Here is a 14,258-nt window from a genome sequence, read left to right as displayed (position 1 = left end):
AACGGAATATGAATACTCAGATGCTCTTTAATGATGGTTGGACCTTTGCAAAAAGTAGCTTAAATGTATCAGATGCTAAAAAGCTAGATTTTAAGCCAGTAGATATACCACATGATTGGCTTATATATGATTCCATGAATCTATACGAGAATAGTATTGGGTGGTACCGTAAAAAATTTTTTTATGAAAAAAATAATCAAGATATTCTACTCTACTTTGATGGGGTCTATATGGATTCTACTCTGTATGTCAATCAACAATTTATCGGTGAATGGAAATATGGTTATTCCGCGTTTGAACATCATATTACAGATGCTTTAGTAGAGGGTGAAAACGAACTCCTCGTAAAAGTCGTTCATCAAAGCCCAAATAGTCGTTGGTATTCTGGCGCTGGGATTTATCGTAATGTTTGGTTGAAAAAGAGAGACAAAAATCATATTCCAACAGATGGTGTATATATTACAACAACATCAAGCGAAAACGAATGGCATGTTGAAATCGAGACAGAGCTTTCCCTTGTTCAGACTGCAGAGCTTACTCATACGCTTTATTATCAGGGAAAAGAGATTGCCTCGACTTCCGAACAGACTGAGAGCGATCGGAACGTACAATGTCTAGAAATCCAACATCCTTATTTGTGGAGTATGGGTAATCCAAATCTCTATCGATTAGTTACTACTTTAAAAATTAATCAATCAAATGTGGAGACAATTTCGCATTCCATTGGCTTTCGAAATATTGTGTTAGACCCAAATAAAGGCTTTATTCTGAATGGGGTGAAGATGAAACTGAATGGGGTATGTGAGCATCATGATTTAGGGGCATTAGGTGCTTCCTTTAATGAAACGGCCCTCAGAAGAAGGCTTAAACTCCTAAAGGAAATGGGTGTTAATGCTATAAGGACCGCACATAATATGCCAGCGAAGGAGCTCATGCACCTAGCTGATGAAATGGGTTTTCTTGTTATAAGTGAAGCCTTTGATATGTGGGAAAGATCGAAAACTCCTTATGACTACGCTAGATACTTTAAGAAATGGGCATTTCAAGACGTAAAAAGCTGGGTGAGAAGAGATCGAAACCATCCTAGCTTATTGATGTGGAGTATTGGAAATGAGATTTATGATACCCACGCAAATGCAAGAGGACAAGAGATTACTAGAATGCTAACAGAATATGTTCAAAAATTTGATCCGAAGGAAAATGCTAAAGTAACGATTGGTTCCAATTATATGCCTTGGGAGAATGCCCAAAAATGTGCCGATATTGTCAAGCTAGCAGGCTATAACTATGCAGAAAAATATTATCATGAGCATCATCAGGAGCATCCTGATTGGATTATATATGGAAGTGAAACAGCATCAACAGTTCAGAGTAGAGGGATTTACCATTTTCCCTTTGAGAAATCGATTCTAGCAGATGATGATCAGCAATGCTCTGCCCTTGGTAATAGCTCCACGAGCTGGGGTGCTAAATCATCGGAGGCATGTATTATCGCAGACCGAGATGCACCATTTTCACTTGGTACGTTTATTTGGACAGGTTTTGACTATATTGGAGAACCAACTCCTTACCATACGAAGAATGCTTATTTAGGACAAATCGATACAGCAACCTTTCCAAAGGATTCTTATTATATTTACCAAGCGGCTTGGAGCGATTATAAAAAGCATCCAATGGTTCATCTATTTCCGTATTGGGATTTTAATCCTGGTCAGATCATCGATATAAGAGTATGTTCTAATGCGCCAAGAGTCGAATTACAACACAATGGTAAGCGAATAGGTATCTTTGAAATCGATCATAAATACGCTAAGGAGATTACCGGGTGGTGGAAGCTTGCCTACCAGGAAGGCGAAATCAAAGCAATTGCTTATGATGAGAAAGGGAATGTAATTGCAACAGATGTTAGGAGATCATTTGGTGATGCGAGTCAGATACAATGGAAGGCAGATAAACAAACATTAATAGCAAATGGCACGGATTTGATCTTTATCGAAATTGGGATGAAGGATGAGAAGGGTAATCCTGTAGAAAATGCCACAAATCGGGTAGAAGTGGAAGTAAATGGTGCAGCTAGGCTAGTAGGTCTTGATAATGGAGATAGCACAGATTATGACTCGTATAAAGGAAAGAGCAGAAGGCTTTTTAGTGGAAAGCTAATGGCTATCCTTGCCGCTACACTAGATCCCGGAAAAATAGAAGTCAAGGTTACCTCAAAAGGGATGGATCCAAAGTTCATCGAGCTTACAGCTATACCTTCTGAAGAAGAAGTCTTGGGAATATCTGCATCAATGGAAAATAAAGACATTCCACCAGTTATGGGAAATCTAGCAGAAATACCATTGCGAAAGATAGAGCTTATTAGTGAAGCAGGTCAGTTTTTTACTTCTAATAAAAAAGAGATTGAGGTCGAGGCAAAGCTTTATCCAGCCAATACCTCCTACCATGATGTGGAATGGAGTGTTGTGACAGATATCGGTGTCGAGTCCAATATTGCAAAAATTGAATCAAATGGGAAGAAAGCAAAAATAATAGCATTAGGTGATGGGGATTTTCGTGTTCGATGTACTAGTAAAAATGGTACCAATCATACAACGCTGATCTCTGAATTAGAGATGAAAGCAACAGGACTTGGAACAGCTTATAAAAATCCGTATCAATTCATCTCCGCTGGATTATATGATTATAGTAAAGGAAACCTCGGGAATGGTAATGAGCGTGGTGTTGCAACAAGTAGAGATGGGGAAACCCATGTAGGATTTCGTGATATTGACTTCGGATCTTATGGCTCAGATATGATCACCATCCCAATTTTTGCACTATCAAGTGAGAAATACGGAATAGAGATATGGGAAGGAATGCCAGAAGAGCAAGGTAGTGAGCTCGTAGCGGATGTTATTTATCAAAAGGAATCCAAATGGAATGTTTATCAGGAGGAAACCTATCAACTGTCGAAGAGATTAAAAGGCGTCACATCGATCTGTTTTGTTTTAAAACAAAAGGTTCATATCAAAGGTTTTTCCTTTGAACCGAAAAATCGCGGGTTCGAACAAAATAACGCAACAGAAATGGACCGTATATATGGGGATACCTATACATTGACAGAGGAAGGTGTGGAAGGCATTGGGAACAATGTTACCTTAGAATTCGATGAGCTTGATTTTACGGAAAAGGGTACAACTAAATTAATGATATGTGGAAATTCCTCAATTGATAAGAACACGATTCACGTTCGTTTTTCAGGAGACAAAGAGGATACAAATCAAATTGTAGAATTTAACCAAACAGATGGTTATGAGGTTAAAGTGTTTTCCATAGACAAAATAACGGGAGTTCAAAAGGTTAGCTTTATATTTTTACCTGGATCAAAGTTTGATTTTGCATGGTTCCGTTTTGAATAATGCTGAACTAGGAGGATGGAAGAATGATTAATGTTGCAATTATTGGTACAGGCGCGATTTCCGATGCCCATATTCATGCCTATCTGAAATTCCAAGACAGATGTAATATTGTGGCACTATGTGATTTTTATGTAGAGAAAGCGGAGGAAAAAGCAATAAAACATCAATTAAAGGTTGATATAAGTAAGGATTATCAAGATTTTTTAACAAGTGAAAATATTGATTTAGTATCCATTTGTACCCCACCATATACACATGCTGATATTGCGATAGATTTTTTAAACGCCGGAAAGCATGTTTTAGTAGAAAAACCTATGGCTTCTTCCTTAAAGGAATGTGATGCAATGAATAGAGCAGCAGCACAAAATCATAAAATTTTATCTGTTGTCGCACAAAATCGTTTCACAACACCTATGATGAAGTTAAAGCAAATTTTAGATACGAAGCTGATGGGACCAATTGTGCATACACAAGTAGATTCACATTGGTGGAGAGGGCACAGCTATTACGATTTGTGGTGGCGGGGCACTTGGGAAAAAGAAGGTGGTGGCTGTACGTTGAATCACGCTGTTCATCATATTGATATTTTCCAGTGGATGAATGGTATGCCTGGTGAGATCACTGCTGTCACAAGCAATACGTCTCATGATAATGCGGAAGTTGAGGATATATCCATAGCAATAGCGAAATATGAGGATGGCAGTTTAGCTCAAATTACGAGTTCAGTCGTTCATCATGGAGAGGAGCAACAGCTTATTTTTCAAGGGAAAAATGCTAGAGTTTCAGCTCCTTGGAAAGTAGTAGCTTCTAAATCAAGAGAAAATGGTTTTCCAGAAGATGATAATGATTTAAATGAACAAATACAACGAACCTATGACCAATTATCTGATTTAGCATTTGAGGGTCATCTGGGGCAAATTGATAATATTTTATCAGCAATTCTCGGGGAAGCGGAAGTATTAATCGATGGTAAGCAAGGAAGAAATACACTTGAATTGATCACGGCCATCTATGAATCTGCCCAATTGGGAAAAACGGTCAAGCTACCACTAAATGAAGAAAGTCTTTTTTATACAAGAGAAGGAATTCTACAGAATGCGCATCATTTTTATGAAAAAAAGAAAGCAGTTGAAAATTTTACTGATAACAGAATTACTTCTGGAGGTAATAAGGAATGATGAGAGGATAGATGAAAGATATAGCTAAATAGCGATTCCATATCGAAACTGACAATAGAAATGGCGACTATAAGCAGCCGCCATTAATAGTTGAATATTCTTATTACCTGTGGGCTTTTAAGAAGCTCGACATGATTTGCAGCACCAATTTAGGATCTGGCATATGATTTTGCCCCTCTAATTCAATAAGTTTGGCATTTGGGATTGCTTCACTCAATTGTTTAGCAACCTCTTGCATGTTCTTTGGATTTTCCTTACCAACAATGATTTGTACTGGAACAGTGACTTTTGAAGCTTTTTTTAAAGGGGCTAGATCACTTGCTAACATCGTGTCATAGGCAAGAGTTGGGGCAATTTTCAGCATGCTATTCCATTGAGGTGATTGGCGAAACATTCCGTCAATTACTTCTCTTGGAATACCAATACCCTCTAAGAAAAAGGCAAGTGCCTCAGCATATTTTTTTTGCTCAAGTAGTTCATTTAGTTGTTCTTTTAATTGGTTAAATTCTTTTTTGGCTGCTTCATCTTCGACATAAGGAGGATCATATAGAACTACCTTATTGATTTTATTATCCAACCTGATAGCTGCCTCAAGTGCAATAATCGCTCCAGATGAGTGTCCATATAAATGTACGTCTCCTCCGGCTTCATCAATTAATGCTTCCAAATCGTCTATTTCTTTTTCTATCGAATAAGGTAGAGTGTTGGAACTGTCCCCACGTCCACGTCTATCGTAATTGTAAACAGTAAATTGTTGCGCAAAGGTTGATGCATCATGTATTACAGGTTCAAATGAACGAAAACATGTGGCCCCTGTAATAAAAATAAGAACTGGCCCTTTACCTAGCACATCATAAGCTATTTGCGTACCATCTTTGGATTGAACAATATTCACTTTTTTTCATCCCTTCACAATAATGTTATCCTCTACTTATTTTATCAATTGTATCTTTTCATCATTTCTTATCAATTGCTATAATAAAAATCTTAAGGAATTATTATTCATTAAGCTTAAAAAATATTACGCAGCAATGAGTTTAATTTTTTGTGTTGACAACGCTTACAATATTGTGATATATTCTCCGTAACTTAATCAGCTGATTGGAATAAGTTAGCTGTAAAAATCATTATATATAGTATTCCAATATTTTTTTACATCAACTTAATAATCGCGGTGGAAAAAGTAAGATAGAAATAAACAAGTTTATTACAACAGAACAGGAATGAGAATAGATGAAAAGAACTGGGGATTTAAAATTAATTCAAGAATTAAACCGATCCATTGTATTAGACACTATTCGTAGATATGGACCAATTTCGAGAAGTGAGATCGCTAAAAAAAATGAACTTAGCCCAACCACCGTAACATCTGCAGTCCAAGATCTGATAAGGGAAAGATTGGTCAATGAAAATGGAACTGGATTATCAAGTGGTGGTAGAAAACCAATTTTACTTCAGTTTTCTCCAGATAATCATTATTTAATTGGAGTATCAATATCATATTCCAAAATTACCATTGCAGATATGAACTTGGAGGCAAAGATAAACCAAAAAAATGTTTATTTAACGAATGGGTATACGAATGAACATTTAATTGAGTATTTACTGGAGTTGTTGCATGGATTTTTGACTGAACGAAAGGATAATAGAATTTGTGTAGGTATTTCAATAATTACACAGGGAATTGTGGATGCTTATCAAGGAATTATTCACCACAATCCAAAACTTCAATTAAATAATGTGTACTTGAAGAACATCGTCGAAAATAGATTAGAGCTTCCAACTTGGCTTGATAATGATACAAATGCGTATGTATTAGCTGAGAAAAATTTTGGCCTATACCAAGAATATAAAAATATGGTTTATATTACGATAGGGGATGGACTTGGTGCTGGCATTATTGTAAATGACTCGCTCGCAAGAGGAGTTAAAGGAGGCTCGGGTGAATTCGGGCATACCACGATTAATATTAATGGAAAGCCTTGTGAGTGTGGAAACAAAGGCTGTTTAGAAAATTACGTTAGTTGGCCATCCATTCATGAAAGGTTAATTACAGCAATAAAAAATGGAAAAAATACATTACTAACGGATTTATCAAATGGTAAGAACGAATCAATTTTACCTGAACATTTTACCCAAGCAATAAATGCAGGAGATGAGCTGGCAAATGAAGTACTAAACGAAGTTTCTTTTTACTTAGCAGCGGGTTTAGTGAATCTCGTTCATTTATTTAACCCAGATATCATTATTTTGGGAGGTGAGATAACGAATAATAACAAATTATTATTTAACAGACTTAGTCATTTGGTTGAAGATCGATCGCTAAAAACACTATATAAAGATGTAAATATAAAAATCGCTTCACTAGGAGAAGAATTTGAAATGATAGGAGCTGCATCCGTGTTATTACAAGATAAATTTCAATTTAAATTAACCCATGATGAAATAAGACTTAATAGAAGTACGTAAACAAATAGGAGGGGTATTATGCTAAAAGGTATTAATCAATGGTGTTATCCTGAAGGCACGCCACTAGAAAAAGTATTTAGCTATAGTAAAGAAGCTGGATTTGATGCTGTGGAGCTGAATGTGAATCCATCTGGTGGTGTAGGATTAACAATGGATTCAACATCCGATGATATTAAGCAAATTAAACAATTAGCAGATTCGTATGACTTGCAATTAAGAAGCTTATCGACGGGGTTGTTTTGGGAATCACCTCTCTCAGATCCTGATGAATCAGTGCGTCAACAAGCGAGGAAGGTGATAGAAAAGCAAATTGAGTTTGCTGCTCAAATGGATATTGATACAGTACTTGTAGTACCAGGAGTAGTGACAAAGGAAGTAGCTTATTCAGACTGTTACCATCGAAGCCAACAGGAATTAAAAAAAGTTATGCCATTTGCAGAGAAGTATCAAATACATATTGGAATTGAAAATGTCTGGAACAAATTTTTGTTATCTCCTCTAGAAATGGCTAATTATGTGGATGAATTAGGTTCAGCTTATGTGGGTGTTTATTTCGATGTTGGAAACGTATTACAATTTGGATTCCCTGAACAATGGATTACTTTGTTAGGAAATCGAATACGAAAAGTCCATGTGAAGGACTTTAGTAATGCCGTTGGGAATATAACAGGATTTGTTCCATTACTAGCAGGTGATGTAGATTGGATCAAAGTGAATAAAGCTTTAAATGATATCGGTTATCAGGATACAATTACCGCAGAGCTCACGCCATACACAATTGATCCTAAAGCATTAGCAATTGATACAGCGAGGCATATGGAAATGATATTAAATTCTAGTGAAAAGGAGGCATAAAAATGGATAAAGTAAAAGTTGGGTTTATTGGTGGAGGAGGCATTGCTTCCATACATTTAAAAAATTTAGCTAAGGATGATAGGGTCGAGATCATTTCAATTTGTGATATTGTAAAAGAAAATGCTGAAAAAACCGCTTCTAAATATAATGCAAAAGCATATACGAATGCGGAGGAAATGTTGGAAAAAGAAAGTGTAGACGCATTGTTCTTATGTGTTCCTCCATTTGCTCATGGTGATATTGAAGAAAAGGCTGCTCAAAAAGGAATTCATTTAATGGTAGAGAAACCTTTAGGGTTAGATGTTGATACAGCAAGATACAAACTAAAAGTTATTCAAGAATCTGGTATTATCTGTGCTTCTGGCTACTGTCTTCGTTATTTAGATACAGTAAAAAAAGCAAAAGAATATTTGAAAGATAAACAAATAGCGATGATTCGAGGACATTATATTACTTCCTTTGTACCCACCCCATGGTATCGGGAAATGAATAAGTCTGGTGGGCAATTAGTAGAGCAAGCTACTCATACGATGGATCTCATTCGGTATCTTGGAGGAGAAATAAATCAAGTCTACGCCAATATGAATCTACAAGTTCTCAAGGATATAGAAAATATTGATATTCCAGATGCCACATCTGTTAATTTTACATTAAATTCTGGGGCTGTGGGCCATTTAGATTGTTCATTTACTCAAACAGATCATCGAATGGGCGTCGAATTATTAGGAAAGGATTTTCGCGTTGTAATAGATGGGGTAAATTTAACGATAGTAGAAAAAGACTCAACGATCACATACCCTTCGAAAGTGGATTTCTATGAAGAGCAGGATAAGGCGTTTATTGAAGCTGTTTTAACTGGAAATCGAGCTGTTATTTTATCTAATTATGAAAGCGGTTTAAATACACTGGAAGTCACATTAGCTGCAAACAAATCTCAAGAATTAGGTAAACCTATTCCATTGACTTAATGTAAGAAAGAAGGTGGCAAAATGGTGAAAGTTGCAATAATTGGTGTGGGGAAAATGGGGCAGCGGCACCTAGAGAATTGGTTACAGATAAGTAATATCGACGTAGTGGGAATTGTTGGTAGAGATCTAGATAAATTAAAGCGGTTAGCGGAAACGTATAACACAACATCTTATCTCGATATCCGAAGTTTATTGGAGGATCAGAAAGTAGAAATTGTTGATATTTGTTTACCAACCTTTTTACATTATGAAGCTATGAAAGAGGTGATAGGAACAGATGAAAAGGTATCCATTGTTTGTGAAAAACCACTCTGCCTAAATGAAGACGAAGCAAAAGCAATCCTGCAGCTTAGCAAAGAGAAGGATATTCAAATTTTGGTTGGTCATACACTACGATTTGATCCAGAATATGCTTTTCTCCGTCAACAGATTAAGCAAGGTGTGGTAGGGGAAGTAGGGGTGGTCCGGTTATCAAGGAAGACTTCTTTTCCAGGTCGTTGGTTTAGAGACAATGACAAGAGTGGAGGCATATTGTTAGATTTAGGTATTCATGATTTGGATTGGTTGCTATGGACATTTGGAGATGTGGAAAGAGTATTGGCTCGACATATCAAACAAAAGGATGATAGAGAATTCGACTATGCTTTAATTATTTTAAGGATGAAAAATGGAGTGATTGTTCACTTGGAGCTTTCTTGGGGAGAAAGTAGTTTGAAGTCTTCCTTTGAGATTGCAGGCAAGGAAGGTTTGCTTGTGGGCAACAGTGACAGTAAAGAGCCAATTCAAATAGCTACAAAGCAACCAAATCAATCTTCCGATTATTTGCCGAAAGAATTAGTTACCGAATCCGCCATCTATAAACAATTAAGTCATTTTAAAGATTGTATCGTCAATGGAGCCTCCCCAATCATTTCCATTGAAGAAGCAGTGAAAGCAGTTGAATTAGCACAGGCTACGATATTTTCTGCTCGTAATGGAGTGCCAGTGTATCTTGCTGAAGAGGAGGTGCAGGAATGAAAGTTGGAATCATTAGTTTTGCTCATCTACACGCATCTGCTTATGCTCATTATTTAATGGAACACCCAGAAGTTGAATTAGTTGCGATTTGGGATGAAGATGCCAAAAGAGCAGTTGAAATGGCAGAAAAATATTATTGTCATTGTTATACAGTGCTAGAAGAATTCCTAGCTACTAATATAGAGGCTGTAGTAGTATGCTCGGAAAATGCTAAGCACAAAGAACATGTGATTGCTGCTGCAAAAGCAAAAAAGCATATTTTATGTGAAAAGCCAATCGCTACGGATTTGCTTGATGCAAAAGCAATGATTGATGCTTGTCATCAAGAGAATGTTGTACTACAGATTGCTTATCCAGTTCGATTTTCGCCAGTAATGCAACAGGTGAAAAAGATCATTGAATCAGGACAAATTGGTAAGATAGTTGCGATTAATGGAACCAATCATGGCCAAATGCCAGGTGGTTGGTTTATCAATAAATCCTTATCAGGGGGCGGAGCAGCAACTGATCATATTGTACATCTTCTGGACTTGACTCGGTGGTTGCTAAATGATGAAGTTCGCAACATATACGCAGAATTGGATACGAAGTTTTATGATATTGATGTAGAGGATTGTGGCATGGTATCGGCAGAATTAGAATCAGGTATTATTGTTTCCATTGATCCTAGTTGGTCTCGCCCCAAAACGTTTCCTACTTGGGGGGATGTGACGATGGAAATTACTGGAACAAAAGGTGATTTATCTATCGATGTTTTTAAACAGCATTTAGTATGGTACAACGATCGGGATAACAAGGTGCAACAATTACCATGGGGAAGGGATATGGATCAAGGATTAATAGAAGACTTCATTTCTTGTGTGAAAGAAGGTAGAGAACCTTCCATTACTGGTGAAGATGGGTTTAGAGCGTTAGAAGTTGTGAAAGCCGCATATCAATCATCAAACAATAAGAAACTAGTAGAATTGGACAGAATCGATTTGTAAAAATAGCTAGGACTTGAGACGGGGGTGCGTCAAAATGGCAATGGGATCTGAAATGGCAGATAGCAAGTCAATTACTCGCTCAAAAAAGAAATTATTAAGTTCTCGAGACTGGGCGGGATTGTTGTTCTCCACACCACTGTTAATTGGTATATTTGGTTTTGCAATATACCCTATGATTGCTGCATTAGTGATGAGTTTCCAACAAACTGCAAATTCCTTAACTGGTGAATGGGTAGGATTAAAGAATTATCAATATGTATTAACAGATTCGATGTTTTGGAAATCAATTTTCAATACTCTTTATATGGGTATTCTATCCGTTATTTTAGGTGTCTCCCTTTCTTTTATATTAGCAACATTAATTCATAATGTTCCATGGCTAAAATGGAAAAATTTTTTTAAAGGAGTCTATTTCTTACCGAATGTGGTGTCTTTGGTTGCTGCTAGTATTTTATTTACTTTTCTTTTTAGTCCTGGGAAAGAAGGGCTTTTAAATTATGCAATTGGACTAATTGGTATAGATCCAATTGGATGGTTTACTAATCCGACTTTTTCAAAGTTTAGTATTGTTCTAATGACTTTATGGGGAATGTTAGGCTATAACACTATTATTTTTATTGCAGCACTTTCTAGTGTTCCTAGAGATTTATATGAAGCTGCAGAAGTGGATGGAGCTAATTGGTTCAAAAAATGGTTTTATATCACTGTTCCATACTTAAGGCCAATTATCTTGTTTATGGTCATTATGGGTGCGATAACTGCAATGAAAAGGTTTACAGACGTTTGGTTGATTGGGGGAACTGCTGGTAATCCTGCAGGTTCTTTGATGACAGCTGTATTATATATCTATCGAAATGCATTTTTATCCTCACAAATGGGTATAGCAACTGCCGCTTCCTATATTTTATTTATGATCATATTAGTACTAACCATTGCTTTACTATTTGCCAATAAAAATAGTAATTTGGATTGAAGGAGTGTGTAATAATTGGAACCTTCGAGTGTTAGTCATTTAAAGGAGTCGTATTCTAACAAGAGTTTTGGACGTTCTGCTAAAAAACAGAGACTTTTTGGAAACATCTTATTAATGGTAGTTTTATCAATAGGCTCACTCATTATGATCATCCCGTTTTTGTGGATGGTTCTTACTAGCTTTGATTGGCAAGCAAGGTTGAATATACCTTTCCCACCACGTTTTTGGCCTGAAGAGTTTTCTTTAAAAACTTACAAATTAGCCTTTACAAATATCCCAATGTTCAAATACATTTTAAATTCATTAATCGTTTCAGTAGGAGTAATTGTCGTAAGCTTAGGATCTGCACTGTTGTCTGGCTATGCCATTTCAAAATTAAAATTTAAAGGCGCTACAATTGTATTGGTTCTGGCATTAAGTACAATGATGATTCCATTTGAAATGACCATGATACCACAGTATTTATTATTTGACTGGTTAGAATTGCTTGATAGTTATTGGGCATTTTATTTACCGGCGTTAAATTTTGCATTTGGTACATTTTTAGCAAAATCTTTTATAGATCAGCTTCCAAGTACTTTAAGAGAAGCGGCGATTATCGATGGTGCAAATGAATTTCAAGTATTTGTTAAAGTCTACTTACCTTTATGTGTTCCAATTCTAGCAACGATGACAATTTTACAATTCTTGGCGGTTTGGAATGATTTGCTGTGGCCACTATTGGCGTTGCAAACTCCAGATAAATTTACCATTCAACTCGGGTTAGCCATGTTTTCGTATAATAAAACTCTTCCTTTACCATCAGTCATTATGGCTGCAACAACAGTAAGCTTACTCCCAGTTATTATTACTTATTTATTCCTGCAAAGATACATCGTGGAAAGTATTGCTTTATCGGGAATCAAACAATAAAAATTGTAAGAGAAGGAGGGGATTACTTCTATAAATGGTTAGGCTGGTTCGAACGAAGAAAAAACTTAATAAAAAGGGGAGCTAGTAATGAGAAGTAAATTAGTTTGTTGGTTGGTTATTCTATTTATTCCGTTACTTGTTGCATGTTCAGATAGTTCAAGTTCTGATAGTCAAAACAGTGATATTGAAGTTGTCTCTGAGATTGAAGGTACTGTTAGGGTGGCGTTGGCAGGTTTTCAGCTAGAAGATGGAATTGATCCAATAACAGGTATAGAGAACAAAGGCATGCAAACTTTTATTGAAGAAGAGTTTCAACCTAGATTCCCGAATATTAAGATAGAATTAACACAGGTTCCCTGGGAAAATGCGCAATCAAAACAAACGGCAATGTTACAATCAGGTGATGTCGATATATTGTATACCGGAGGAGCTTTTGCTACTCAATGGTATCAACAAGGATTACTACGAGAATTAGATGACTTAATCGAAGACGACACCAATTTTGATCCGAGTATATATTTAAAAGGAGTATGGGAGAACTCGTACAGTACTAAGTCTCCAGATAAGTCTGCTCATTTTGGAATTCCTGCTGTTTTGGGACGACGGGTTACCATCTATGATAAACAATTATTTGACCAATGGGGAGTAGAGTATTTATCAGAAAATCCAACTCCTGAAGAAATTCTAGAAAAGGCTAAGCAAATGACTGGCGAAAATCCTGAGACAGGCGAACAAAATTATGGATTATGGTTGGATGGTAAGTCTTTAAATCTCTCTACCTTTGTTGCTCTAACACATGCTTATGGTGCGACTGGGGGAGAAGGAACGTTAGATGATCCTAAAAATATAGATTGGAGCTTAAATTCTCCTGAAATGGTAAAAGTCTTTGAATGGCTAGAAAAAGCTGCTCAGTTACCACCCTCCGACTTTTTAAATGCATTAGGAAATGAAAGCTTTGGTTTAGAAAACAATAATATTGCGATCCATCTGGATGCAACTGGCGCAAGTACAATGGCAGAAGTGAGAGCATCTGATAATGAAGAGTTATTAGAGCGTTTTGAATCAGTTCTTAACTTAGGGCCTGAAGGTGAGGGCTGGGTTGCCGTCGATCCATTCGTTATGGCGAAAGACACGCAAAATGTGGATGCTTCCTGGGAAGTATTAAAGTTTTTAACAGGTTATGAAGCCCAAAAGCATAATTATCAAGAATACACGTATACTCCAACTCTAGTAGATGCAGACTTTGTTTCAGATCAGGATAAGTATATGAAAACTGCAGCTGAAATCGCTAGTGTGACCAATTCGACCTTAATGGATGAGGCTAACCCATTCTTTGGAAGTGAGATTGCCCCTGCTGTAAATGGTTTTATTAGCCAAGCGCACAATGGGGATGCTCCTGATATTCAAAGCTATTTAGACGATCTTCAAGATAGAGCTGAAAAATGGTCCGCTAATCAATAATAGAAGCTGGTGAGTGTAGAGGATGTTTTTGTTCCCCT

11 protein-coding genes are annotated in these 14,258 nt (G+C 36.6%); 10 read left to right on the top strand and 1 reads right to left on the bottom strand.

What is annotated here, in order from left to right:
* The first annotated feature begins 8 nt into the window (after positions 1-8).
* Both DLJ74_RS05125 and DLJ74_RS05120 read left to right on the top strand, forming a co-directional pair.
* The gene (locus tag DLJ74_RS05125) at positions 9-3,401 is read left to right on the top strand and encodes a glycoside hydrolase family 2 TIM barrel-domain containing protein (RefSeq protein WP_109983613.1); all 3,393 of its coding nucleotides are present in this window, start codon (positions 9-11) and stop codon (positions 3,399-3,401) included.
* Positions 3,402-3,424: 23 nt separating this feature from the next.
* The gene (locus DLJ74_RS05120) at positions 3,425-4,579 is read left to right on the top strand and encodes a Gfo/Idh/MocA family protein (RefSeq protein WP_109983612.1); all 1,155 of its coding nucleotides are present in this window, start codon (positions 3,425-3,427) and stop codon (positions 4,577-4,579) included.
* A gap of 103 nt (positions 4,580-4,682) precedes the next feature.
* Here DLJ74_RS05120 and DLJ74_RS05115 read toward each other — a convergent pair whose 3' ends face one another.
* Positions 4,683-5,474 carry an alpha/beta fold hydrolase gene (locus DLJ74_RS05115; protein ID WP_109983611.1) on the bottom strand — a complete coding sequence of 264 codons (792 nt, stop codon included), beginning with the start codon at positions 5,472-5,474 and terminating at the stop codon, positions 4,683-4,685.
* A 338-nt stretch (positions 5,475-5,812) separates the two neighbouring features.
* Between DLJ74_RS05115 and DLJ74_RS05110 the strand changes: the two genes are divergently transcribed.
* The 8 genes from DLJ74_RS05110 to DLJ74_RS05075 all read left to right on the top strand — a co-directional run bounded on the left by DLJ74_RS05110 (position 5,813) and on the right by DLJ74_RS05075 (position 14,220).
* Positions 5,813-7,048: an ROK family transcriptional regulator gene (locus DLJ74_RS05110; protein ID WP_109983610.1), complete on the top strand. Its 1,236-nt coding sequence runs from the start codon at positions 5,813-5,815 to the stop codon at positions 7,046-7,048.
* An 18-nt stretch (positions 7,049-7,066) separates the two neighbouring features.
* Entirely contained in the window at positions 7,067-7,903 is an 837-nt protein-coding gene (locus DLJ74_RS05105; RefSeq protein ID WP_109983609.1) for a sugar phosphate isomerase/epimerase family protein, read from the top strand.
* A 2-nt stretch (positions 7,904-7,905) separates the two neighbouring features.
* Positions 7,906-8,871, top strand: coding sequence for a Gfo/Idh/MocA family protein (locus DLJ74_RS05100; RefSeq protein ID WP_109983608.1), 966 nt, complete (start codon positions 7,906-7,908; stop codon positions 8,869-8,871).
* Between the two features lie 24 nt (positions 8,872-8,895).
* Complete coding sequence (locus DLJ74_RS05095) at positions 8,896-9,888, top strand: Gfo/Idh/MocA family protein (RefSeq protein WP_181397434.1); 993 nt, start codon at positions 8,896-8,898, stop codon at positions 9,886-9,888.
* Positions 9,885-10,874, top strand: a complete 990-nt coding sequence (locus DLJ74_RS05090; protein ID WP_109983606.1) for a Gfo/Idh/MocA family protein — start codon at positions 9,885-9,887, stop codon at positions 10,872-10,874. Before DLJ74_RS05095 ends, DLJ74_RS05090 begins: the two co-directional genes overlap by 4 nt.
* Before the next feature lie 34 nt (positions 10,875-10,908).
* Positions 10,909-11,847, top strand: a complete 939-nt coding sequence (locus DLJ74_RS05085; RefSeq protein ID WP_109983605.1) for a carbohydrate ABC transporter permease — start codon at positions 10,909-10,911, stop codon at positions 11,845-11,847.
* Between the two features lie 105 nt (positions 11,848-11,952).
* Positions 11,953-12,759, top strand: coding sequence for a carbohydrate ABC transporter permease (locus DLJ74_RS05080; protein ID WP_245902280.1), 807 nt, complete (start codon positions 11,953-11,955; stop codon positions 12,757-12,759).
* Between the two features lie 87 nt (positions 12,760-12,846).
* Positions 12,847-14,220 carry an extracellular solute-binding protein gene (locus DLJ74_RS05075; protein WP_109983604.1) on the top strand — a complete coding sequence of 458 codons (1,374 nt, stop codon included), beginning with the start codon at positions 12,847-12,849 and terminating at the stop codon, positions 14,218-14,220.
* Positions 14,221-14,258: the final 38 nt, after the last annotated feature.

The organism is Gracilibacillus dipsosauri, from assembly GCF_003176895.1.
Taxonomy (GTDB): Bacteria; Bacillota; Bacilli; order Bacillales; family Amphibacillaceae; genus Gracilibacillus; species Gracilibacillus dipsosauri.
This window is presented reverse-complemented; position numbering and strand designations above follow the sequence as displayed.

Excerpts from the sequence above, each read along its gene's own strand:
- DLJ74_RS05105 (WP_109983609.1), top strand. The coding sequence starts at position 7,067 with ATGCTAAAAGGTATTAATCAATGGTGTTATCCTGAAGGCACGCCACTA.
- DLJ74_RS05120 (WP_109983612.1), top strand. The coding sequence starts at position 3,425 with ATGATTAATGTTGCAATTATTGGTACAGGCGCGATTTCCGATGCCCAT.
- DLJ74_RS05110 (WP_109983610.1), top strand. The coding sequence starts at position 5,813 with ATGAAAAGAACTGGGGATTTAAAATTAATTCAAGAATTAAACCGATCC.
- DLJ74_RS05090 (WP_109983606.1), top strand. The coding sequence starts at position 9,885 with ATGAAAGTTGGAATCATTAGTTTTGCTCATCTACACGCATCTGCTTAT.
- DLJ74_RS05085 (WP_109983605.1), top strand. The coding sequence starts at position 10,909 with ATGGCAATGGGATCTGAAATGGCAGATAGCAAGTCAATTACTCGCTCA.
- DLJ74_RS05075 (WP_109983604.1), top strand. The coding sequence starts at position 12,847 with ATGAGAAGTAAATTAGTTTGTTGGTTGGTTATTCTATTTATTCCGTTA.
- DLJ74_RS05125 (WP_109983613.1), top strand. The coding sequence starts at position 9 with ATGAATACTCAGATGCTCTTTAATGATGGTTGGACCTTTGCAAAAAGT.
- DLJ74_RS05100 (WP_109983608.1), top strand. The coding sequence starts at position 7,906 with ATGGATAAAGTAAAAGTTGGGTTTATTGGTGGAGGAGGCATTGCTTCC.